Origin of the sequence: Gilliamella sp. HK2, from assembly GCF_001690265.1 — a bacterium.
Classification (GTDB): Bacteria; Pseudomonadota; Gammaproteobacteria; order Enterobacterales; family Orbaceae; genus Gilliamella; species Gilliamella apicola_C.
The window spans coordinates 1-24,249 of the sequence record NZ_LZGV01000114.1; the positions used below are offsets into that span (position 1 = coordinate 1).

A 24,249-nucleotide genomic window follows, 5' to 3' on the forward strand; every position below is an offset into this window, starting at 1 on the left:
AATCGTGAGGCGTAAGGATTACCCGTTACTTAGATAAACTGGCCGAATATCATGGGTATCCATTAAAAATACGGGTCGATAATGGGCCAGAATTTACAGGAAAAACCTTTATAAACTGGGCTAAATTACATGGTATAACCATTGATTATATCCAGCCCGGTAGCCCGTATCAAAATGGCTATATTAAACGATTTAATCGTACCTATCGCACTGAAGTGCTCGATTTATATCTATTTAATAATCTAGAACAAGCAAGAAAGGTAACCGAAGAATGGCTAACCATTTATAACACCGAAAGACCGCATGAGGCACTAAATAACGTGACACCGATTGAGTATAAAACACTAAAACAAGCAGCATGATTTTCTTCGTGAGTTGTGTACTAAGTTTGGGGGATTTACAATTCATTCACACTATTTCAAACCAATGAACAGTGTTAGGTTTAAAACACCATCATTTATCTCTTCTGCAATCTACAGACCTTATTTACTGAATAAATAAAATAAGTTATTGTTTTAACATAAGTTGAAAGTAACAAGAATGTGTGATAACGTGCCTATTAATTAGCAAGGTTTACGATAACGGGCTTGATGCGAACCATATTTACTGAATAGGTAACACTTCTAATATCAATAAGCCAGCTGTAATATATGCTCAATTCTCTATATTTATTCAAACCCGTTTCATATTGGCTTGCTTTTATCATATCTTTACAATGAAATATAAAGAAATATTAATTATCTAAATTATAGAAATTTAATTACAACAAAGAGGCAATAATATGTTTTTCTTATTTTTTATTTTGGTCATTGGTCTTTTAGTTTGGCTATTTCTTGCATACAATAAACTTAGGAGCTTAGCTGAAAATGTAAAACAAAAACAATCAAATATTTATGTAACGATAAAGAAAAGGCACGATATAGCGCAAAGGTTGTCTGATATCGCGTCTAGTTATGGCGATCATGAAAAGTTAACTCACTTTACCGTGACTGAGAGTAATAATATTGCTACCGCAAATAATGTTGCATCTGAAGCATCTCGAGTTATCGGTAATGTTCAAATGCTAGCAAATCGTTTTCCTGATTTAAAAGCAAACTCGACTTATCAGCAATTAATGGTGCAACTTGATGAGATTGAAAACACGATTTTAAAAAGAAGAGAAGATTATAATGCGGCAGTTCAAATCTATAATTCAACTCGTGGTAGTATTCCTCATCTATTCTATGCAAGTAAATTGGGGTTTGTTGAAGCAACCTATTTTGAAGTCGATGAAAATGGTATAGAACAGCTTGCTTCATTTAAAACCGATGATGGAAAAATTCTTAGAGATACCATGGGAAGAATGGCCTCGGTAGCAACTGAAAATGTCAAAAAAATAAAAGCGAAAAGAGATAATAATACTGAAGAAGTCGAGCCGTAAAATTAACAAAGATCTAGTGATAACATTAGCGCTTCTTTGGTTTGGTTGGAAGAAAGTATATTTTTATCACTTATCATTAAAAATTCGCCGACAATGTCGGCGAAAAAATAAGTAAATATAATTAAAAATTATTACGCAAAACCTTTCAACCCAACCACATGGACATGTTCTTGGTTATTGATAACTTTACGCACAAGTTTATACGTTGTACCTTTTTCAGGACTGATATTTTCTGGGGCAGCTATAATTAATTGCATCTCCAAACGTTCACATAACTCAAATAATGTTGCAATGGATTTTGCATCTAATCGAGCCGCTTCATCTAAGAATAACAAACGACATGGTAAGATATCTTTATTACGTAGTCGCTTGGATTCTTCTTCCCAACTTTGAATCACCATGAGTAAAATTGACATACCTGTACCGATGGCCTCGCCCGTTGATAATGCGCCACTTTCAGCACGTAACCAACCATCAGCCCCCCGATTGACTTCAACATCCATTTCAAGATAATTTCGATAATCAAGTAGCTCTTCACCAATATTTTGAGCGGTTCGTTGTCCCATATCAATATGTGGATTTAAGCGCTGATAAAGTTTAGCTAAAGCCTCTGAGAAAGTAATACGATTGTTACTAAACAGATCTTGATGTTCATTTTTTTCATCAGCAAGTGCGGCTAAAAGCGAGGAATGCGCCTCTCGAACATTAACATTTAAGCGTACCCCATTAACTTGACCAAATGCCACTGCTTGTAATCCTTGGTTAAGTAGTCGGATACGGTTTTGCTCACGTTGAATAGTTTTACGGATAATATTTGACACACTTTTGGAGCTTATCGCTAACTGCTGTTCTCGAGATGTTAATTCTTCGGTCAAACGCGATAACTCAATTTCCATTTGTTCAATAGCTTCAATTGGATCATCAGTTTTTACAATATCTTGGCGAATTCGTTCGCGTAAATGCGCATAAACTGCAATATAAAATTGAATTTTGCGTTCTGGGCGTTTTGGATCTTCAGATAATCTTAAGATATCCCGTAAATGTTCATTATCGTTAACTGCTAAACGTAATGAGCCTAATGCTTTATCTGACATTGAACGCAGCTCATCGGCACTTAAATAAGCAAGCTCACGACGATGTAAACGGCGTTCAACGCTATTGTCTTTAACTAGTCTTAGTACTAAACACCAACCCACTTTCGCTTGCACTACTTGTTCTCGAAGTTGTTTATAATCACGCAACGTTTGAGTTAAGCGTTTTTGCATTTGCGTCATTTCGCTTTCACACATAATCAATTGTTTTTCAAGCGATGTACAATGTTGGCGATTACTATTTAATTTGTGATGGATTTCATCACGGCGAGCGCGTGCCCGCTCTTCAGTAATCGCATCGGCTTTTACACCGATTTGCTCAATTTCTTTATGTAGTTCATTTAGCATATCGCGCTTAGTTTCAAAAGCACTTTTTAGCGATGCAAGCGTTTGATTATATTGATTGTATTTATCTTGATACTGTTGCATTTGGCTGCGTGCTGCAACTTTTTGAGCTTCAACGATTTCTAAGCGAGAACGTAATTGTTCATTTAAGTCGCTATTTTCATTTAACATGCCCGCTGAATCTTCATAACTAAAATGAGCACGGCGTTGTATCACTTCAGTTAATGCAAAGACTTGTTGTCGAATGGTTTGTTGCTGTGCTTTGACTAGATTGTAATGCTCTCGTAATGCTTCATTTTGCTCTGGATCGCTTTGTAATACCGTCACAATCGGTTCAAGTTCAGAAACTGTGTTACGATTACGGCTAACATATTGCACTGATTCTTGCGCTTCAGCTAATTGTTCACGCAATTCATCAACACGATCAGCTAAATCATCATCAGCAAGTAGATGCATCTGGGCAACAAGTTTATTAATAGTTGCTAATTGCTCTTTATAATTAGCGACTTGTTGTTGGTTTTGTTGATCGATACTTTCTTGAGATGCGAGTTGACGTTCAATTTCATTACGTCTCATTGTTAATTTTTGAACTTCAGCTTCAGGATCAATATCAAAAGCTACAGCAAGATATTGACCGATAAATTGTCCAACATTTTGCTCAATGCGTTGTAACTTTTGTAAATCAAATGAAATAGTTGCATAACGTTCATGCAATTCATCTCGTTCAGCAGATAATTTTTCGAGGTGGATTTCACGTGCTGCACGACCAAATAATGGCACATGAGGAAAACTTGAGAATCGCCATTGGCGCTCACCGGTTTTAACTAACACCGCTTTATTCATCTCTTCACAATCAAAAACACTATCATCAAATGATGATGGATCTCCTTCGATAAAATAAATATCTTCTGGATAATCCTCATCACTTGCTGTCAGGCTTTCTAACTGCTGTTTAACCAGCGATAAGTCAGGTACAACAATCGCTTGCCTTGCTGGGCCGTAAAGCGCTGAAAAGTAAGGGGCATCATCTATGGTTACATCTTCATAAATTTCAGAGAGTAAGACACCATTAAATCGCTCTGAAAGCATAGATAGGCGACCATCATCAACGCCACTAGGTTGATTCAGTTGTTCAATTTGAACATCTAATTGATTACGTCTAAAACTAATTTGATCTCGCTCAGCAACAAGCACACGCTCTTTTTCAAGTAACTTTTGCATATGTTGTGTAACATCTTGGCTGTTACTAAAAGTTTCGCCTGTTTGTTCTTGCAAAGCAATTAGGGAATCTTGAGCTTTTAACCATAATGGCGCTTTTTGGCGATAATCAGCAATTTTCGATTGAATCTGTTCAAACTCTTGTCTAGATTCAATTCTTTTTTCACTCGATTTGTTAGCAAGCTCTGCGACTTCGTCTAATTGCATTTCAAGCTCTTGCTTTAAATCATCAAGTTCATCGTAATTAACTTGACGATTAATGCGTTTACAAAATTGTGTTAATAATGATTCCGCCTCTTTCTGCTCAAAAAAACGTTGTTCAAGCTCATCTAGTTGTAACTGTAAATGTTCGGCTTGTTCGGCTTGGTAACATTGTGATGGCCATTTTCTTAACGATTCTTTTGCTGCAACAAACGCATCACTACGAGTCACATCACCAACTAATTTAACCACCAATTGATAAGCACGATCAAACTGATTAATTGCCGCATCAGATACACTTAATTTTTGTTCTAGCTCAAGCACTTGTTCGGTAATTTCTTTTTGCTTTTCATCAAATACAGCAAAATGATCTTCAATATTGCTAATGCTTAGTTTTGGTAGTTGGCATAATGATTGCGCATTTTTTAGTGCTTGCAACGCTTGTTGATATTGAATTGCACGTGTTTGTTGAACATCAAGTGCTTGCTGGTAATCTGCTAGCTGGGTTTTGATTTCATCAACTTCTTGTTCAGTTTGTTGAACTTGATCACGATAAATGTGATATTGTTCATTTGCTTCAAGCACCACTTCATTTTGCTCTTCAAGCTTTAAATTTAGATCATCTAAATCAGCTTGATAGCGATCGATCTTCTCTTGTTGACGCAATGCGGCTTGCGCTAAATTCAGGTGATCATTAGCAGCTTGTAAATCCGTTTCTAAATCGCTTTGCGCTGCTTGATGTTCTTTAAGCTCTTTCGCCATTTCAACTTGACGATATTGATTGCTAATAAGCAAATCTTGTGTTTTAAACATATCACGGCGCAAACCAAGTACTGATTCAATATGCACTCGGCGTTCGTTAGCATGGCGCATATAATCAGCGGCGACATAATTAGTCGATTCACTAATAAGATGTTTGAATAAATCGCGATCCGATTGCGTGACTCGAATAGCCTCTAAAGTCATTCGGTTTTCACGTAATGCCGCTTCCATATCTTGAAAGGCTTTACGTACACCGCTATTTTCAGGTAATAAATAGTCACGCAGTGAGCGGGTAATAGCACTTGAGATACCACCATAAAGGGAAGCTTCGATCAAACGATAATACTTGCTTCTATCAGATGGAGAACGTAATCGTTTTGGTAAAAGACCAAAATCAAACATAACTGAATGATAATCAGTAATAGAGTTAAATTGTTTAAAGATAATGCCTTCCATCAATTCAACTTTTTCTTTTAACTCTGGCAACGACAAAATACGTGCCTGTTTATCATTTAATCTTTCTGTTACTAGTTCAGTTGGGCTTATATTTACCGATAAGCCTTGCAATAAAAATGGTTTGATATCAACTTTTTTGTCACGCCCCGCTACTTGCTGTAATCGTACACCACAAATAATTCGTTGGTTACGAGAGTTAATTACATCAAGCATAGAATAGCAAACGCCTGGTTTTAATTTACCATGCAAACCTTTATCTCGAGATCCTGATGTTGCCCCTGCTTCGGTTGTGTTTCTAAAATGTAATAAGGTTAAGTCGGGAATTAATGCTGTAACAAATGCTGCCATCGTAGTGGATTTACCCGCGCCATTACCACCCGATAGCGTTGTGACTAATTGATCAAGCTCAAAAGTTCGCGCAAAAAAACCATTCCAGTTAATTAGCGTTAATGAGTGAAATTTACCGTGGCCAATCATGTTTATTCTGTCTCCTCATTAACGTCTTCATATTGCTCTTCATTATTGTCATTATCTAAGGTAAGTGATGATTCAATTTTAATTGCTTCTCCATCTCTAATTAAGCGTAATTGGGCTTCTTGTACATCATCACCACTACGCACATCTGCCCCAAAGCGGAAAATAGCTTCGTTGATACGAAAACGATTACTATCGTTACCAACAATAAAAAAGATCATACCCAGCCGGCGTAAACGATTTAAAGCTGTTTTCACTTTATCAAAGAGTTTTTGGCGGTCCAAATCAGATCCTGTTGAACGTTGGTTCACTAATTTAAGTAATTTACTTTCATCAGCTAACGAAACTAACTCATCAAACAATTCTTGTAGGGTAAAAATGCCTTCATGAGCCAATCGTTCTGGGCTTAAGTATAAATAGCAAAGTACCTTGCCAACAAGCATATCAAGTTCAGAAAGAACTGAGCGAGGAATTAATGTTGTAGAACGAGGGCGTAGGTAAAAAAAGCCTTCTGGCGCTCGAATTAATTCAACATTATAACGTTGATAAAATTGTTCAAGCTCAAGTTGGAAATCCATTAGAAAGGCATGATGATCAAGCTCATCAATGCCAATATGGCGCCCAGAACGCAGTAAACTATCAAGCTCAGGGAAGATGGGATTAGCAATTGCTTGCGCCAATTTAACTGGCATATATTTATCAATAGACGCTTGAGAGCTTGCGGCTATACGCTCCTTAACTTCATCAAGATGATGTGCGGTTCGTTGTGTTTCAAAATCGTTAATATCTGTTGATGACATGTGCTTGCACCTTAGCTCCATAATCGTTAATAGGCTTCCACTCAGCAGGAATTCCAAGCAAGTCATCTTCGGCAATACCTAGACGAATAGCTTGCTCAATAAATAACCTTGCAATATCAAAGTGTTGTTCTCGTGGGAACTGTTCCAAATAGCTATAAATGGCAAGACCTATATCAAGTGGTTTATGTTCTTGCTTAAAGACCAATAAATTTTGCTCAATATGAGCAATTATATGTTCTTGAATCTCTTCAATCATTTCAAATTCAAGTTCTGACGGTAATTCTCCTGTTACTTCTGCTTCATGTAAAGCTAGTTCTTCATCACGCATATCAAGTAAGCGATCGGCATTAGCGAATGTCAGTGCCCAAGGCAACTCAAAATATCCTTGTATCGATTTGCGTAAACGCTGTGAAAACACACGATTTTTATCTAAGTCAATAGCAGTACGAATAAATTTATGAACATGGCGATCATAACCGATCCAAAGGTCTATCGCTTTTTGCCCCCAACCAATAATTCGATCTAGTTTACCTTGTAAATCCATAACAACATTGTTAATTTTATCAAGATCAGGATTATCAAGCGTCGCATCTTGTATTAAAAGCAAACTGGCTTGCAATTTATCCCCAGCCGCTGCTAAAGTGTCTTGTAATTCGCGCAATGTTTGCGATGTTTCGGTGAGCAAACCTTCACAACTACTAATCGCCGCTTGCCAATCTTGGCTTAATAATGCCGAAATATTTTGCTTCACATCAGCTTGTTGCTCATCCATTACGCGTTGTGTGATATCGATACTATCAAAAATCTCAGCAACTGAATATTTTAACGGTGCAAAAACATTGCGATGCCAATGTAAGTCATCGCCACCTTCAAGTGCTGCGTCAGCAGCTCGTTTTAACTCTTGTGCAACAATAGAAAGCTGAAGAGATAAACGTAACGTGGAAAACTCCCTCTGACGGATATAATAGTCGGTAATACCTATTCCTAAAGGTGTTAAACGATAGATAGAAAACCCATCGGTCATTTCACTGGTAAATCGAGTAATAAACCGCTGTCGGACTAAATCATTAATTGCATTATTGGCACGCACAGTAATGGTATCTTCACTTTGCTCAAAAATTTGTGAAACATGCCTAAAAGCGTCAATTAATTCCGATTCTGTCATCTCTCCATCAAAACGCTCGCTGTTTAATACAGCAATAGCTAATAAAAAAGCTAACCTTTCAACAGGCAAGACGATCGAAAAATCATTCTTTTTTGCCCAAGAGACCAGTTCTGGCACTGATTGGGAAAAATCAATCATAAAAAAATCCTTAATTTAAGGAGAATAAAATCAAAAACACCACATAGTTTTTTATCTTGCGGTATAAACGAAAATATTGCCGATTATATAACAATATAGAGTAAATTTGTAATGATATTCAATGAAAGCGTCAAAACCATACCATTAAAATTATAGCTATTTAGTAATGACTTCATAATAATATTAATTAATAAATATCACTAAAATAATTTAAAATCTTATTTCTTGAATAAAAAATGGATTCCCTACTCGCACACAAAACTATTTATGCTAAAATCAATACACATTCAATAAACTAACATAAGGACGTAACGAAATGCATATCGGTATACCTAAAGAACGGTTAGCCAATGAAGCTAGAGTTGCCGCTACCCCTCAAACAATTGAGCAACTGTTAAAGCTTGGTTTTACAGTTTCTGTAGAGCAAGGCGCTGGACATGCTGCTCATTTTGAAGACCAAGCTTTTATTGATGCTGGAGCCACAATTCAAAATACGCAAGATATTTGGCAAAATGATCTCATTTTAAAATTTCATGCACCAACAGATGATGAAATTGCTTTAATGAAAGATGGATTAACACTCATCAGTTATATTTATCCAGCACAACACAAGGAACTATTAGAAAAATTAGCAACTAAAAATATTACTGTGATGGCAATGGACTGTGTGCCTCGTATTTCACGCGCACAATCTTTAGATTCATTAAGTTCAATGTCTAATATTGCTGGTTATCGTTCTGTTATTGAAGCGGCTAACCAATTTGGTCGATTCTTTACAGGTCAAGTTACTGCTGCTGGTAAAGTACCACCAGCAAAAGTATTAGTTATTGGCGCAGGGGTTGCTGGTCTTGCCGCAATTGGTGCAGCAGTGAGCTTAGGTGCAATTGTCCGTGCTTTTGATACCCGCCCAGAAGTTGCTGAACAAATTAACAGTATGGGCGCCGATTTTTTAGAGCTAGACTTTGAAGAAGAAGCTGGAACTGGTGATGGTTATGCAAAACAGATGTCAGCAGCTTTTATAGAAGCAGAGATGGCTTTATTTGCAGAACAAGCCAAAGATGTGGATATCATTATTACCACAGCACTCATTCCAGGTAAACCAGCACCGAAACTTATTTCTAAAGAAATGGTTGAATCAATGAAACCAGGAAGTGTTATTGTTGATTTAGCTGCGTTAACTGGCGGTAACTGTGAATTAACTAAACCCGGCGAAGTTTTCGAAACAGATAATAATGTAAAAATTGTTGGTTATACTGATTTAGCTAATCGTATGCCAGCTCAAGCATCTCAACTTTATGGGACTAACATTGTTAACCTATTGAAGCTGCTAGCTAAAGAAAAAGACGGAAACATTGATATTAACTTTGAAGATGTTGTTATCCGCGGTGTTACCGTTGTTAAAGATAAAGAAATTACTTGGCCAGCGCCACCAATTCAAGTATCAGCTCAACCACAGAAAAAAGTAGCTGAACCAATAGCCAAGCCAGAACCAAAACCAATGGATGTTCGTAAAAAATACGGTATTTTAGCTTTGGCTATTATTGCTTTCTTCTGGCTTGCTCATTCCGTTCCTGAAAGCTTTTTAGGTCACTTTACTGTGTTTGCGTTATCTTGTGTAGTTGGCTACTACGTAGTGTGGAATGTCACACATTCTTTACATACACCACTAATGTCGGTAACAAATGCCATTTCCGGTATTATATTAGTCGGTGCAATATTACAAGTCAGCGATGATAATGGCTTAACAACGGCAATTGCCTTTGTAGCTATTTTGATTGCTAGTATCAATATTTTTGGTGGATTCTTTGTTACCCAAAGAATGCTGAAAATGTTCCAACGTGATAAGTAAAGGAGAGCATAAATTATGAGTAATGGAATAATTCAAGCAGCCTATGTTATTGCTGCATTACTTTTTATTTTTAGCTTACGAGGTCTTTCTAACCAAGAGTCGGCCAAATCAGGAAATATCTACGGTATGATTGGCATGGCAATCGCCCTTATCGCAGCGGTTGCTAGTATCACTGGTGGGCTACACTGGATAGTTATCGCTATGGTTATTGGTGCGGCAATTGGTTTATATTTAGCTCAAAAAGTTGAAATGACACAAATGCCAGAACTGGTTGCCTTACTTCACAGCTTTGTCGGCATGGCCGCCGTGCTTGTTGGTTTCAACAGCTTCTTAGATCCTCACATCCAAAATTTTAGCGGCGGTGAACTTAGTGTTCACTTAGTTGAAATATTTGTAGGTGTCTTTATCGGTGCAGTTACTTTCTCAGGCTCTGTTGTCGCCTTTGGCAAATTAAATGGTCGCATTAGTTCTAAACCGCTATCCATTCCAAACAAACATTATTGGAACCTAGCGGCAATTGTTGTTTCTATCATTTTAATGTTTAGCTTTGTTGAACTGAAAAGTGGTGCAGGTGCAACAATTAGCTTATTAGTTATGGCAATTATCGCTTTTGCTTTTGGCTTCCATCTTGTTGCCTCAATTGGTGGTGCTGACATGCCTGTTGTTATTTCAATGCTAAACTCTTATTCGGGTTGGGCTGCTGCTGCTGCAGGCTTTATGTTAGGTAATGATCTTCTTATTGTAACTGGTGCATTAGTTGGTTCATCAGGCGCAATTCTTTCATATATTATGTGTAAAGCAATGAACCGTTCATTTATTAGCGTTATCGCAGGTGGATTTGGTAGTGATGGTAATATAGCAAATTCATCTGATGAAGAACAAGGTGAGTACCGTGAAATACAACCCGCTGAAGTTGCACAAACATTAAAAGATGCCCGCTCTGTTATTATTGTTCCTGGCTATGGTATGGCTGTTGCGCAAGCACAAGGTGCTGTAAGTAATATTACAGAAAAACTACGAGCAATGAATATTGAAGTGAGATTTGGTATTCACCCTGTTGCAGGACGCTTGCCTGGACATATGAATGTGTTACTTGCGGAAGCCAAAGTCCCTTATGATATCGTCCTTGAAATGGATGAAATCAATGATGACTTCCCTGACACCGATGTCGTTTGGGTTATTGGTGCAAATGATACTGTTAACCCAGCAGCAGAAGAAGATCCAAATAGTCCAATTGCTGGCATGCCAGTTCTTGAGGTTTGGAAAGCAAAAACGGTAATTATTTCTAAACGATCAATGAATACCGGTTATGCAGGTGTGCAAAACCCACTCTTCTTTAAAGAAAATAGTTATATGCTATTTGGCGATGCGAAAGATAGCGTTGAGAAGGTGCTACAAAACCTTTAATTAATTACGGTAAATATTACTGTGGTGCTTGCCACAGTAATAACCGAAAAATAAGCTTTTGTCGCCTATCTACAAACTTAAATTCTAGAAATTCATACCATTAATATTAACTAAATTAAATAGTAACTAAATTAGCAAAATAATATTAACCTTTTCTGTTAGTGCTAACTAATTAAATGATTTATTTAGTTAAAATAATTTTAGAAAAATACAGGTTTCATGTATGAAATAGCCTTTCTGCTAACAGTTATCTTTTTTAATTTGTTCTTTATGATAAAGATAATACGCTCCACGGGACACCATTCGAAGCTGAAAAATAAGATCTTCAATTAGTTTTTGACGCTGGACTATGTCAAAATCAATGGCTTCAGCACCAGCATTAAATGCAATAGTGACCATCGCTTCGGCTTGCGCTTCGTTATAATGGTGAGGCATTTGGTTGGCATTATCAAGATAATCAACAAGCTCAACAATAAAGTGTTGAATTTCGCGCGCAATAGCAGAGCGAAAAGCAGACGATGTCCCTGCCTTTTCACGAAGAAGCAATAAAAATACTTTCGGATTTCTATCAATAAATTCAATAAAAGTGGTTACTGATGTCTGTAATACACTACCACCTTTTTCGATACGTTTACGTGCTTGGCGCAACAATTGACGAAGCGTTAAGCCACTTTCATCAACCATGGCTAAACCAAGCTCATCCATATCACGGAAATGCCGATAAAATGAAGTAGCGGCTATTCCTGCTTCACGCGCTACTTCTCGTAAACTTAAACTAGCAAAACCTTGCTCTGCATTAAGTTGATTAAATGCGGCTTCGATTAAAGTACGACGAGTTCTTTCTTTCTGTTGAGCTCGAACACCACCAGTCTTGATATTTTTCATCTAATAGCTCAATTCTGATATTCCTACATCCTCGAACATTAATTTGCTGATTTTAATAATTGCTCTTTTTCAGCAAGTACTTTTGGCATATGCTCACGGATAGTCTTAGCTATTGTTTCATAGCGAGAGCGTAATGGTGAACCAGGGCGATAAATCAAAGTAATACTACGTGATGGTACTGGGTCTGTACAAGGAATATAACAAATATTATCACGAATTCGCTCATTAGGCGCAGCAAGTTCTGGAAATAAAGTGATACCACGACCCGCAGAAATCATACTCCTTAGCGTTTCAAGACTAGTCGCTTTGAACTGTTTATCTTCATCAATGCCAACTTGAAAACAATACCCCATTGCGTGATCACGCAAGCAGTGGCCATCTTCTAACATTAAAAATTTATGTCCTTTTAAGCCAGATAATTTAATGGTCTTTTTATTTGCTAGCTCGTTATCAGATCGAACAGCTAAAAACATTGGTTCCTCAAATAAAGGCAATTCAATAAATTGAGATGTCTCTTTAACTTGCGCAACAATAGCGCAATCAAGCTTACCACTTTCTAACTGGGCAACAATACTAGCCGTTTGTGCTTCATGTAAGTAAAGTTCTAATTTTGGAAAAGATTCATGTAAAACGGTAATAACATGAGGTAAAAGATAAGGCGCTATAGTAGGAATTAATCCGATATGCATCGGTCCTGACATTTCTTCACCTTGACGGCTTGCCATTTCTTTTAGAATTTGAATATTACGCAAAATCTCTTTAGCCTGTTCAACTAGCATCATACCTGTTTGTGTAAATAATACTTTGCGGCTCGTACGTTCTAATAACATTACGCCTAATTCATCTTCTAATTTTCTAATTTGGCCACTAAGAGTTGGTTGACTCACATTGCAAGCATCTGCTGCTTTACGAAAATGGCGAAATTCAGCTAACGAAACAAAATATTCCAAATCACGAATATTCATAATATCCCCAATAAGTTATTAGTTAATGGTATATACTCAAATAGCTTCCATATGTAAGATTAATAGCATTAAAAATGCGCTTTATAATTTCTTAAATTATAATGCTTTATAAATAATATCCTACGAAACAAATAAACAAGAAGAAGTTCTGAGTATAGTTTTATTTCATCTTAATCAGTTAGTAAAAAAACACTAACCAATGCAAAACGAAATTTGTCGTTTTTAATTAGGTATTACTAATATTACTATATTAAGTACTATTGTTGATAATTATGTTCAAAAAATCAAATATAATATTTAAATCATTTTGGAAAAATCATTTTATTGAGAGAAAAACATCAATTTTAAGAAACATGGAAACTTATTAGCAATTACGATATAATCACACACAATAACTATTTTTAAGCCAAGATACTTTTTTGAGGTGTGCTATTTTTAAACAAGTTTCACGTTTTTATCAAAAGTTTTTCCGTCATGAAGATAAACAGAAAATGGGCTATGTGTCCATTCCACGTAATGAACATAATATATCCCGCAAAGAAATTAGTGAAAATGCATTAAAAGTCCTTCATCGATTAAATAAACAAGGGTATGAAGCTTATTTAGTAGGTGGATGTATTAGAGATCTCATTTTAGGCAAAACACCAAAAGATTTTGATATCACGACTAATGCAACACCCGAGCAAATTCAGAAGCTTTTCCGTAACTGTCGTCTAGTGGGAAGACGATTTCGCCTCGCTCACATTATGTTTGGCAAAGAAATCATTGAAGTTGCGACTTTTCGTGGAGATCATGCGTCTCAAGAAGGACAAACTAATATATCTAAACGTTCACAATCAGGTATGCTGTTACGAGATAATGTGTACGGAACTATTGAACAAGATGCAATTCGCCGCGATTTTACCATGAATGCCCTTTATTATAGTATTAATGATTTCACTTTACGTGATTATTGCGGAGGATTGAAAGATTTACAAAAAGGTATTATTCGATTAATCGGCGATCCACAGACTCGTTATCGAGAAGATCCTGTTAGAATGTTAAGAACTGTTCGTTTTGCTGCTAAATTAAATATGGCAATTGAACCAGCTACTGCTGAACCAATTAAACACCTTGCACCTTTATTAAAAAATATTCCGTCTGCTCGGCTTTTTGATGAGTCTCTTAAACTATTACAAGCAGGCAATGGCTACAAAACTTATGAGCTACTGAGAGAATATTGTCTTTTTGAGCAATTATTTCCGATTATTGGGCGGTTTTTTACCAATAATCAAAATGGTTACCTAGAAAAAATCATTGCGCAGGCTCTAAAAAATACCGATTATCGTATTGCCAACAATAAACGGGTCAACCCTGCATTTTTATTCGCTGCATTTTTCTGGTACCCAATTATTGAGCAAACACAAGCAACCTGCGTTGAAAGTGGCTTACCATTCCATGATTCATTTTCGATGACAATTAACGAAGTGCTAAGTGAGCAATGCAAAAATATTGCCATACCTCGACGTTTTACCTCTACAATGGGAGATATTTGGCGCTTGCAGCTACGTATGAAAAAACGAGAAGGTAAACGAGCATTTGTTATATTAGAACATCCTAAATTTCGAGCAGCTTATGATCTGTTAGAAATGCGAGCCTCAATCGAAAAAGGAGAACTCTTAGAACTGGCTAAATGGTGGGATGAATTCCAATACTCTTCGGTAGAAAAAAGAATATTGATGGTAAAACAACTTAATAAAATCAATAAACGCAAAGTGAAACGTTAATTTTTAATTCGCACTTTTATAAATAATCGTTATAATGTTGAAATTAAAATAATCATAATAATTTTATAATCATTGATGAAAAAATTAACGCCTTCTCTTATTGCACTAACCATCACTATTTCTTTGTATAACAACGCTAGTTATGCTATAGATTTACCGAAAGCTGTTAGCAATAATCCTCAATGCCTTGTAGACGTACCTAGGTTTGATCGCCCTTTAGTCAATGGAAATATAAATACCTTACCAGTCAATGCTGAAGCGAATCAATTCGAAGCGATTTATCCAAATATTGCCATATATCAAGGTGAAGTATTTATTGAGCAAGGTAACCGCACTGTTCAAGCAGACAAAGTAACCATTGACACCAATGATGATAATAATCGAACTGTAACATTAGAAGGAAATATTAATTATCAAGATAATTTGATAAAAATGAAAGGCGAGAATGCATCAATGAATCTCAATAACAATGATGCCAATATGAGCCCAAGCCAATATCACCTTGTTAATCGACTTGGTCGCGGTAATGCTGATCAGATGAATTTTGAAAAGAACCGCTATGTTATTTTAAAAAATGGTAGTTTTACATCTTGTCCTGTTAATGATAGTACATGGAATATTAAGGGAACAACGGTTATTCATGACAATGAAGAACAGCTACTAGAAGTTTGGAATGCGGTATTTAGTGTTGGTAAAGTCCCTGTTCTATATTCACCTTATTTACAATTACCAACTGGCGATAAACGTCGCTCTGGATTATTGATGCCTAATTTTGGCTATGACAGTACTGATGGCATTGATTTTTCAATACCAATCTATTGGAATATTGCACCAAATTATGATGCAACTTTTACGCCGAGAATTTTACAAAAACGAGGTGTACAATTACAAACAGAATTTCGTTATTTAAATGAAATAGGTTTAGGCACACTTGCATTTTCTTGGTTGCAACATGATAGACAATATGACGCAGATAGAAAAAATCATTTTAATGGCAACAATTATGATGATAATAAACATCGTTGGTTATTCCATTGGAAAAATGAAGAATTAATTAACTATAATTGGCGTTTTTATACTGATACAACGCGTGTTAGCGACAATCAGTATCTTACCAATCTAAACTCTAAATATGCATCCCAAACTGCTGGCTACTTAACACAGTTCTATAAAATTGCTTATAATGACGAGAATTGGGATCTTACGCTAGGCTATAAGCATTTTCAGCCATTTCACTCTGAATTAAAAAATTCACTTTACCAAACCGAGCCACAATTAGATATTAGTTATTATAATAATGATTTGGGACCTTTCAAGTTTAGAGCATTTTCTCAACTATCCCGCTTCTTGACATCGGGTCAAAAGAAACCTAAAGCATGGCGAGCACATCTGGAACCAACGCTTAATTATACCTTAACCAATTCTTGGTCATCATTAGCCACCGAAGCGGGTTTTATGGCTACTCACTATAAACAAGATAATATTAAAAATTATATTGATCAATATAAATACTTAGACAAAAACGTAAATCGTTTTTTACCTAAATTTAGTATTGACGGTAAAGTCATCTTTGAACGGGATATGCCTTATCTCCATAACTATACTCAAACCTTAGAACCACGAGTAAAATACATCTATATTCCATATCGAAAACAATCAAATATTTGGGCATATGATTCCACTATATTGCAATCAGATTATATTGGCTTATTCAGAGATCAGCCTTATAGTGGCCTAGATAGAATTGCTTCAACTAATAAAATATCAACGGGTGTAACAACACGAATTTATAATCAGAACAAAGTTGAAAAATTCAACTTATCAATTGGGCAAATTACTTATTTTACCAAATCAAAAACAAGTGAACACAATAATGGTTTAGACGAAAACTCTGACACTGGCAGTATTACTTGGGCATCAGATAATTTTTGGCGCATAAATGATGACATGATCTTTAGAAGTGGGGTCCAGTATGATACTCGAATTGATACAATTTCATTAGCTAATGCGACATTTGAATATCGACCTTCTGCAGATAAGTTAGCACAATTATCTTATCGCTACGCAAATCGTAACTATATTGATACTGTTGATAAAAATTCTGCTTATAGAGGTTACAAACAAGACATCTCCCAAGCAGGAGTGATGACAGCGTGGCCATTATCACAAACAGTCAGCGCTGTTGGATCGTATTATTATGATGTAAAATTAGGGCAATCCGCAGATGGTTTTGTCGGATTACATTATAGTGATTGTTGTTGGGGAACAACAATACAGTATGGTAGAAAATTAACAGATTGGAACAATACTTCTCGTAGAAGCAAATATGAAAATAAATTGTCTATTAATTTCGAATTGCAAGGATTAGGCAACAATCGAGACACCAAAGCCAAAATGCTAAATTTCGGAAAACTACCATATACAACAACATTTGAATAAGATATTTCTGTAAAAATGATAGATAACCAATAAATTTATTGCAAGCAGTGAATGCTGCAACAACAAAATAAGTTGAGTGAAGATGAAATTATTAAAACTATTTATCGCTTTAAACCTAAGCGTAAGTTTAGGTGTTTTAACACCATTATCTGCCAATGCTGCACCTAAAGTTGTAGAGCAAGTTGCTGCAATTGTAAATAACAACGTTATTTTAGAAAGTGACGTTAATGACATGTTAAAAACAATTAAAGCTAGTACCGATTCTAGAAACTTACCCAATGATAAGGTGCTCAGACAACAAATCATTGATCGTCTAATTATTGAAAACCTAATTTTACAAAAAGCAGCTAAATCTAAAATCACTGTTAGCGATGACGAGGTAACTAGTGCTATTAACAGAATCGCTGCCCAAAATGGCATGACTATCGATCAGCTTCGAAGCAAGTTGTCAACAATGGGGATCAGCTATGGAGCGTATCGTGAAAGAATCCATAATGACATGTTGATTGAAGAAACACGAATGCATGAAGTAAGACCAAGAATCAAAGTTTCAGAAAAAGAAGTTGATAACTTAGCTAAAAACATTGCTCGTCAACCAACTAATAATATTGATGTAAAAATTAGCCATATTTTGATTTCTATTCCAGAAAGAGCATCAAAACAACAAATAGATAATGCAACAAATAAAGCACGGGATATTATTAATCGAGCTCAAAAAGGGGAAAATTTTGCTAAATTAGCCACTTCATATTCAAACGATGATCTTGCTTTAAAAGGTGGTAGTATGGGTTGGCGTAAACTTAATGAGTTACCGACTATTTTTGAAGAACGCTTAATACGTGCAGCAAAAGGCAGTATTATTGGCCCTATCCGCTCTGGCGTGGGTCTGCATATTTTAAAAGTTGATGATACACGTTCAGAAGCACCAAAAACAATTACAGTTCAAGAAGTAAATGCTCGTCATATTTTGATTAAAACAAATGTGTTAGTCACAGACCAAAATGCAAAACAAAAACTTACTGATATTCGTAAATCAATTACTAGTGGTGCAACAACTTTTGAAGCAGCTGCTAAAGCTAATTCTGAGGATACAGGTACAGCGAGTAAAGGGGGAAACTTAGGTTGGAACCGTCCTGAGATTTATGATAGCGGTTTTAGAAATGCACTAGCTCAATTAAAAAAAGGGGAAATAAGTCTACCAATAAAATCATCTTATGGTTGGCATTTAATCGAATTAATCGATACAAGGCGGATTGATGGGAAGAATGCCATGGAAAAGGCACAAGCTTATCAACTTATTTTTAATCGTAAATTTGTTGAAGAGGCCCAAGTGTGGATTCAAGAAATAAAAGGTGATGCCTATATTAAAATTACAGGTGAAGATAAACATGAATAGCCGTGTTCATCAAGGGCATTTTGCCCGCAAGCGATTTGGGCAAAACTTTTTACATGATAATTATATTATCGAAAATATAGTTGCCGCTATACAGCCCAAAAAAGAGCAGGCTCTAGTCGAAATAGGCCCTGGCCTTGCAGCATTAACTGTACCGATAAGTCAATGTGTTGATCATTTGACCGTTATAGAGATCGACAGAGATTTAGCCAACAGATTAGTGGAAAACCCACTATTGAAAAATAAACTAACTGTCATTGAACAAGATGCACTGACCTTTGACTTTAATCAACTAGCTGAGCAATTAGACAAACCATTAAGAGTATTTGGAAACTTACCTTATAATATTTCAACACCTTTAATGTTTCATTTATTCGAATATGCAAATATCATTACTGATATGCATTTTATGCTACAAAAAGAAGTAGTAACTCGCTTAGTTGCTGCTCCTAATAGTAAAGATTATGGTAGATTGAGCGTCATGGCTCAATATTATTGTCAGATCATACCTGTTCTCGAAGTTCCACCAACATCATTTAAGCCAGCACCAAAGGTTGATTCAGCTGTTGTTAAATTAATTCCTTATAAAGAAAAGCCTTATATTGTTAATGATATAAAAATACTTTCTCGTATTACGATGGAAGCATTTAATCAACGACGTAAAACTATTCGTAACAGTTTAAGCAACATGTTTACTGCTGAACAGCTAGAGGATTTAAATATTGATCCAAGTTTACGTGCAGAAAACTTAACAGTACAGCAATACTGCCAACTTGCAAACTCATGGTGTTAACTATATGGCAAACTTACTTATTGGCGATATTCATGGGTGTTATGATGAATTTATGCGAGTACTTGAAAAAGCAAAATTTTCATCATCAGACACGCTATGGCTAACCGGTGATCTAGTTGCCAGAGGGCCAAAATCATTAGATGTCCTAAGGTTTGTTAAACATAATGCCAATCAAATTCGATTAGTATTAGGTAATCATGACTTACATTTATTATCAATTTATGCAGGTGTTACTGTTTCTAAAAAGAAAGATAATCTTGAATGCGTAATCAATGCGCCTGATTTTGATGAATTAATGAATTGGCTACGTAAACAACCATTGGTTCAAATTGACGAGTCACTAAAACTAATTATGACCCATGCTGGTATTTCACCACAATGGGATCTTGAAACACTAAAAAAATGTGCAAATGACTTGAACATTATGTTATCTAGTGACTCTTATGCCTTATTCCTTGATAAAATGTATGGTAACTTTCCTGATGAATGGTCGCCTGAACTAAAAGGTTTAGATAGACTGCGCTATATTGCTAACGCATTAACTCGCATGCGTTTTTGCTATGAGGATGGTCGCTTAGATTTTTATTGTAAAAAGTCGCCCGAGCAAGCACCTTCAAAACTTAAACCTTGGTTCTTATTATCAAGTAAAATTCCAAAAGAATATAGTATTGTTTTTGGGCATTGGGCAGCGTTAAACGGAAAAGGCACACCTGAAACCATTTACGCACTTGATACAGGATGTTGTTGGGGAGGAAAGTTAACATGCTTACGATTTGAAGATAAAAAATATTTCAAGAAACGTAATATTGAAACAAAAAGCTAAAGTTACTATTAAAAAGGACCAATTATTATGTCTACTTTATCTGTCATTAAATCAATATGGAAAATAATTAACTTTATTAGAGAAATATTTCTTAATCTAATATTTCTAATAATTATTATTTTAATTTTTAGTGTTATCACATTAATCAAAGAAACACAAAAACAAGAAATTGTCCCACAATATGGAACTTTGGTTTTGGATATTGAAGGGATTATTGTTGATAACACACTCTATAGTGATGAAATTTACGCCTTACAAAATAAAATTTACGGTAAAAAAATAAATACCTCCCGTGAAAATAGTTTATTCGAATTGACGCAAAAAATAGCTCAAGCGGCCAATGACCCAAAGATTACCAGTATGGTCCTAAAATTAGATAATTTTGTTGGTGCAGACATGAGCGCTCTTCAATATATGGGTAAATATTTGACTAAATTTAGCGAAGCTAATAAACCAATTTACGCTTTTGGTTCGAGCTTTAATCAAAGCCAATATTATTTAGCAAGCTATGCAGATAAAATCTATTTGACACCTATTGGAGCCGTTAATGTATATGGATTAGCAGCCAACAACCTATACTATAAAACCCTACTTGATAATTTAAAAATCAACACACACGTTTTTAGAGTGGGTACTTATAAGTCTGCTATCGAGCCATTCATTCGTAATGATATGTCTGAAGAAGCAAAAAGCAATACGACTCGTTGGCTAACACTTATGTGGAATAACTATCTTGACGATATATCAACGCAACGAAAAAAAGCTAACACACAATTGGTTCCAGCACCAGATACTATGTTAGCTAATTTAAAAGTAGCGAATGGAAACATGGCTCAATATGCTATATCTAATGGATTAGTTGATGTCATTGCATCTAACTACCAGTTTGAGTCCGAATTGACTCAGAAACATCAATTAAGCATTTATGATTATCAACTTAAATCAAAAGATAAAGAGTTAGATAATGATAACAAGCCACTTATTGCAGTTGTTTTTGTCAACGGTACTATTAGCGATGGAGAAAACAGTAGTAATATTGCTGGTAGTCAAGACATTGTAGAACAATTAAGAAATATTCGTAAAAACTTAACTAAACATAACATACAAGCAGTAATATTACGAGTAAATAGCCCTGGAGGCAGCGTAGATGCATCAGAAGCAATCCGTAGTGAATTGGATGCGTTACGTAGCTATAAAATTCCTGTTGTCGTCTCTATGGGCGGAATGGCTGCATCAGGTGGATATTGGATATCAACCGCATCTGATTACATTATTGCAAGCCCAAATACCATTACAGGCTCTATTGGTATCTTCGGTATTATTCCAACATTTGAAAAGTCATTATCTCATATTGGTGTTTACAGTGATGGAGTAGCTACCTCACCGTTAGCGGGAAATAGCTCAACGCAAGAACTACCTACCGAAATGAATCAACTAATTCAAATGAATATCGACAATGGCTATCAAACATTTATTTCTTTAGTAGCAAAAGCAAGGAATATGACGACTGAGCAAGTTGATAAAATAGGACAAGGCCAAGTTTGGTTAGGCTCAGAGGCAAACAAAATTGGGCTTGTTGATAAATTAGGCGACTTCGATGACGCCATTGAAACGGCTGCAACATTGGCTCATATAACCGATTACGAAATTGACTGGCAAAAACCAAATGGAAATTGGTTTAATGCATTTTATTCAAATATGATAGCAATGTTGCCTCAATCAACTGCTGAAATAGTTTTTGAACAACTACCTGAAGCAAAACAACTTAAACAGCAGGTTTCTTTATGGAGTAAGTTTCACGACTCTCAAAATCGATATATTTACTGCTTGAATTGCGCCGATGTGCGTTAGTAATAATTTATCCGCCTAATGGCGGATATTTCCTCTAATTTAATCTAATTTATTGCTTAAACTATTTTTCTCTGGTTGAAAAAAATAGCGCATATGATTCATAGCCTCATAAATGTATTGATAATTCGGTGTTTCATTAATTTCACGATTATGTAAATCCATATGATGACTAATACCTAATCGATTCACAAGATAGATATTACTAGATGTCTTTACCGCATAAGAACTATAATTTGACATTAAAAGCCAGTTACGATCGACGATGGAGCTAAATAAATCATAACCTGTCGAATAATCACTTATATCATTTTTCACATATAAATAGTGTTTCATTAAGGTTGGAACAACATCTTCATGACTAGTTAGTTTTCTGCTATTACCTTTGATTTTTTCTAACTCTTTTCCTCCAATGATAATAAAAGGGACTTTTGTTTGCGCATCCGTATAATTACCATTATGCCCCCAAAATCCTAATTTATTATCATTCATCTCTTGAGAATGATCGCCAGTAATGACTACTATTGTGTCTTCTAATGAGTTTGATTTAACTAGTTCATCGTAGACATTTTGCAATAAAGAATCGTCATAATAAACACTTTGCTTATAGCGATTAAAAATTGGCAAAGGATCGGTGTCATTATTCAATGTCATATAATTTAAATCACCAATAGGTTTAAATTTTACCAATGAATCGGCAGCGAAATCATAAGCGTGAGGAGCATCATAAAATAAAAATGAAAATGTTGGTTTAGAAGCATCTCGTGTTTTATACCATGCCAGCCAATCGTCTGTGATTTGCTTATCTCGACTTGATGCCGAACCATCTTTACTACTGATTCTTAAATTTTTGATAGTGACAAATACGGTTCGATCAAACTCAGGAGCAGAAACTTTAGCTGACGTAAAGATGCCAATATTATAATTTTCTTTCTGTAATGTAGTAATAAATAGTGAAGGAATACTATTTCGTAAAAACGCATCCCAATAGGTACCAGGAATACCATAAAACAATCCAAAAATACCAGTACGTGTTGCATTACCCGTTGAATAATGGTTATCAAAAATTACACCATTATTTTGCTTAACAAAACGAAATGTATTAGGAGAAATTTCTTCACTAAATGTATCATATCGCCAAGAATCTAAAACAATAAACATAATATTTTTAGGTTTATTATTATCTGGATTAATCACCAGTGGATTTTTTGGATAATAAACACTGGCATTACTATTGTCCTTATTATACACAACTTTTCTTTGCCCTTTTTCATCAAAAAAACTCATAATTTTTTTTGATGTAAATGGGCGATAAAGTGGAATATATTCTTTTACTGCCATAATAGGCGAATAAGCATAATAAAATGCGATCATATGCACTACATGACTAATCAAAAATGAACTAAAAAGAAATATTGTTGATAGTAAGATAATTCTTGATTTTTTTTGCGATAAAACCAACTTATTATTAACAAAATAAAGAATGAAATACTCTGCACAAAATGAAATAACAATAAGCACAAGCATTAAAAGGTAAGTCAACATTGAAAAATCAACAATCTGACCAGAAAAAACCATCGATAAAACAGATTGATTTATATGAAACCGGTATTGTTCAAAAACAATCGTATCAATATATAATCCAATTTGGAAAAAACTAAATAAAATAGCAAGAATGATATTACGAATAAATTGCTTAAGTAAAAGCAGAGGAGTACAAATAATTAAAAGTAGCAAGTAGGCAGAGAAGAAATGCCCCAATACCGCAAATATTGAAAATACCATCCCTAGCCAATGAAATGAGCCCCCAGGAACAAGAAAGAATCGAATTGCTATTATTGATGAAATAAAGATATTAATTAGAACAAAGGGGTATAATTTTTTCATAGTATTTGTTATCAAGAAGTTCACTTTATATTATATGAATATTACAGCATTTTATACTTAAAAGTGGTTCTTTCTTGAAACTTTTTAACAAACTAGCACTGCTAAATAAATTTCTCATAAAATA

The 24,249-nt window shown here is 35.3% G+C and carries 16 protein-coding genes; 10 read left to right on the forward strand and 6 right to left on the reverse strand.

Annotated features, from left to right (window positions below; translation table 11 throughout):
* Positions 1 to 17 precede the first annotated feature (17 nt).
* Together A9G45_RS14825 and A9G45_RS12980 are read left to right on the forward strand one after the other, a co-directional pair.
* A complete protein-coding gene (locus tag A9G45_RS14825; protein ID WP_081297782.1) occupies positions 18 to 362 on the forward strand; it encodes an integrase core domain-containing protein in 345 nt (114 codons plus the stop codon).
* 419 nt (positions 363 to 781) lie between these two features.
* Positions 782 to 1,420, forward strand: coding sequence for a LemA family protein (locus A9G45_RS12980; RefSeq protein ID WP_065566843.1), 639 nt, complete (start codon positions 782 to 784; stop codon positions 1,418 to 1,420).
* Between the two features lie 131 nt (positions 1,421 to 1,551).
* Here the strand turns inward: A9G45_RS12980 and mukB are convergent, their stop codons facing one another.
* From mukB to mukF, 3 genes are all read right to left on the reverse strand, one after another.
* Positions 1,552 to 5,970 (reverse strand): chromosome partition protein MukB, encoded by a 4,419-nt coding sequence (gene mukB, locus A9G45_RS12985; RefSeq protein ID WP_065566844.1) that lies wholly within the window; start codon positions 5,968 to 5,970, stop codon positions 1,552 to 1,554.
* A gap of 2 nt (positions 5,971 to 5,972) precedes the next feature.
* Entirely contained in the window at positions 5,973 to 6,659 is a 687-nt protein-coding gene (mukE, locus tag A9G45_RS12990; RefSeq protein ID WP_065566904.1) for a chromosome partition protein MukE, read from the reverse strand.
* 88 nt (positions 6,660 to 6,747) lie between these two features.
* Positions 6,748 to 8,070, reverse strand: coding sequence for a chromosome partition protein MukF (gene mukF, locus A9G45_RS12995; protein ID WP_065566845.1), 1,323 nt, complete (start codon positions 8,068 to 8,070; stop codon positions 6,748 to 6,750).
* Positions 8,071 to 8,386: 316 nt separating this feature from the next.
* On the opposite strand from mukF, the gene pntA reads away from it, so the two are divergent.
* Both pntA and pntB read left to right on the forward strand, forming a co-directional pair.
* Entirely contained in the window at positions 8,387 to 9,919 is a 1,533-nt protein-coding gene (gene pntA, locus A9G45_RS13000; protein WP_065566846.1) for a Re/Si-specific NAD(P)(+) transhydrogenase subunit alpha, read from the forward strand.
* 15 nt (positions 9,920 to 9,934) lie between these two features.
* Positions 9,935 to 11,326 carry a Re/Si-specific NAD(P)(+) transhydrogenase subunit beta gene (gene pntB / locus A9G45_RS13005; protein ID WP_065566847.1) on the forward strand — a complete coding sequence of 464 codons (1,392 nt, stop codon included), beginning with the start codon at positions 9,935 to 9,937 and terminating at the stop codon, positions 11,324 to 11,326.
* Between the two features lie 240 nt (positions 11,327 to 11,566).
* Here pntB and fabR read toward each other — a convergent pair whose 3' ends face one another.
* Both fabR and oxyR read right to left on the reverse strand, forming a co-directional pair.
* Positions 11,567 to 12,211 carry an HTH-type transcriptional repressor FabR gene (gene fabR / locus A9G45_RS13010; protein ID WP_065566848.1) on the reverse strand — a complete coding sequence of 215 codons (645 nt, stop codon included), beginning with the start codon at positions 12,209 to 12,211 and terminating at the stop codon, positions 11,567 to 11,569.
* Between the two features lie 38 nt (positions 12,212 to 12,249).
* A complete protein-coding gene (gene oxyR / locus A9G45_RS13015; RefSeq protein WP_065566849.1) occupies positions 12,250 to 13,176 on the reverse strand; it encodes a DNA-binding transcriptional regulator OxyR in 927 nt (308 codons plus the stop codon).
* Between the two features lie 491 nt (positions 13,177 to 13,667).
* Between oxyR and pcnB the strand changes: the two genes are divergently transcribed.
* The 6 genes from pcnB (at position 13,668) to sppA (ending at position 22,241) form a co-directional block, all read left to right on the forward strand.
* Positions 13,668 to 14,942, forward strand: coding sequence for a polynucleotide adenylyltransferase PcnB (pcnB, locus tag A9G45_RS13020; protein ID WP_065566850.1), 1,275 nt, complete (start codon positions 13,668 to 13,670; stop codon positions 14,940 to 14,942).
* A gap of 75 nt (positions 14,943 to 15,017) precedes the next feature.
* Complete coding sequence (gene lptD / locus A9G45_RS13025; RefSeq protein WP_065566851.1) at positions 15,018 to 17,381, forward strand: LPS assembly protein LptD; 2,364 nt, start codon at positions 15,018 to 15,020, stop codon at positions 17,379 to 17,381.
* A gap of 82 nt (positions 17,382 to 17,463) precedes the next feature.
* Complete coding sequence (gene surA / locus A9G45_RS13030; protein WP_065566852.1) at positions 17,464 to 18,777, forward strand: peptidylprolyl isomerase SurA; 1,314 nt, start codon at positions 17,464 to 17,466, stop codon at positions 18,775 to 18,777.
* Entirely contained in the window at positions 18,770 to 19,567 is a 798-nt protein-coding gene (rsmA, locus tag A9G45_RS13035) for a 16S rRNA (adenine(1518)-N(6)/adenine(1519)-N(6))-dimethyltransferase RsmA (RefSeq protein ID WP_065566853.1), read from the forward strand. The genes surA and rsmA overlap by 8 nt, the downstream gene beginning before the upstream one ends.
* Before the next feature lie 4 nt (positions 19,568 to 19,571).
* Positions 19,572 to 20,390: a bis(5'-nucleosyl)-tetraphosphatase (symmetrical) ApaH gene (gene apaH, locus A9G45_RS13040; RefSeq protein WP_065566854.1), complete on the forward strand. Its 819-nt coding sequence runs from the start codon at positions 19,572 to 19,574 to the stop codon at positions 20,388 to 20,390.
* 27 nt (positions 20,391 to 20,417) lie between these two features.
* Complete coding sequence (sppA, locus tag A9G45_RS13045) at positions 20,418 to 22,241, forward strand: signal peptide peptidase SppA (protein WP_065566855.1); 1,824 nt, start codon at positions 20,418 to 20,420, stop codon at positions 22,239 to 22,241.
* Positions 22,242 to 22,280: 39 nt separating this feature from the next.
* Here sppA and A9G45_RS13050 read toward each other — a convergent pair whose 3' ends face one another.
* Positions 22,281 to 24,125, reverse strand: a complete 1,845-nt coding sequence (locus A9G45_RS13050; protein ID WP_065566856.1) for a sulfatase-like hydrolase/transferase — start codon at positions 24,123 to 24,125, stop codon at positions 22,281 to 22,283.
* Between the last annotated feature and the right edge of the window lie 124 nt (positions 24,126 to 24,249).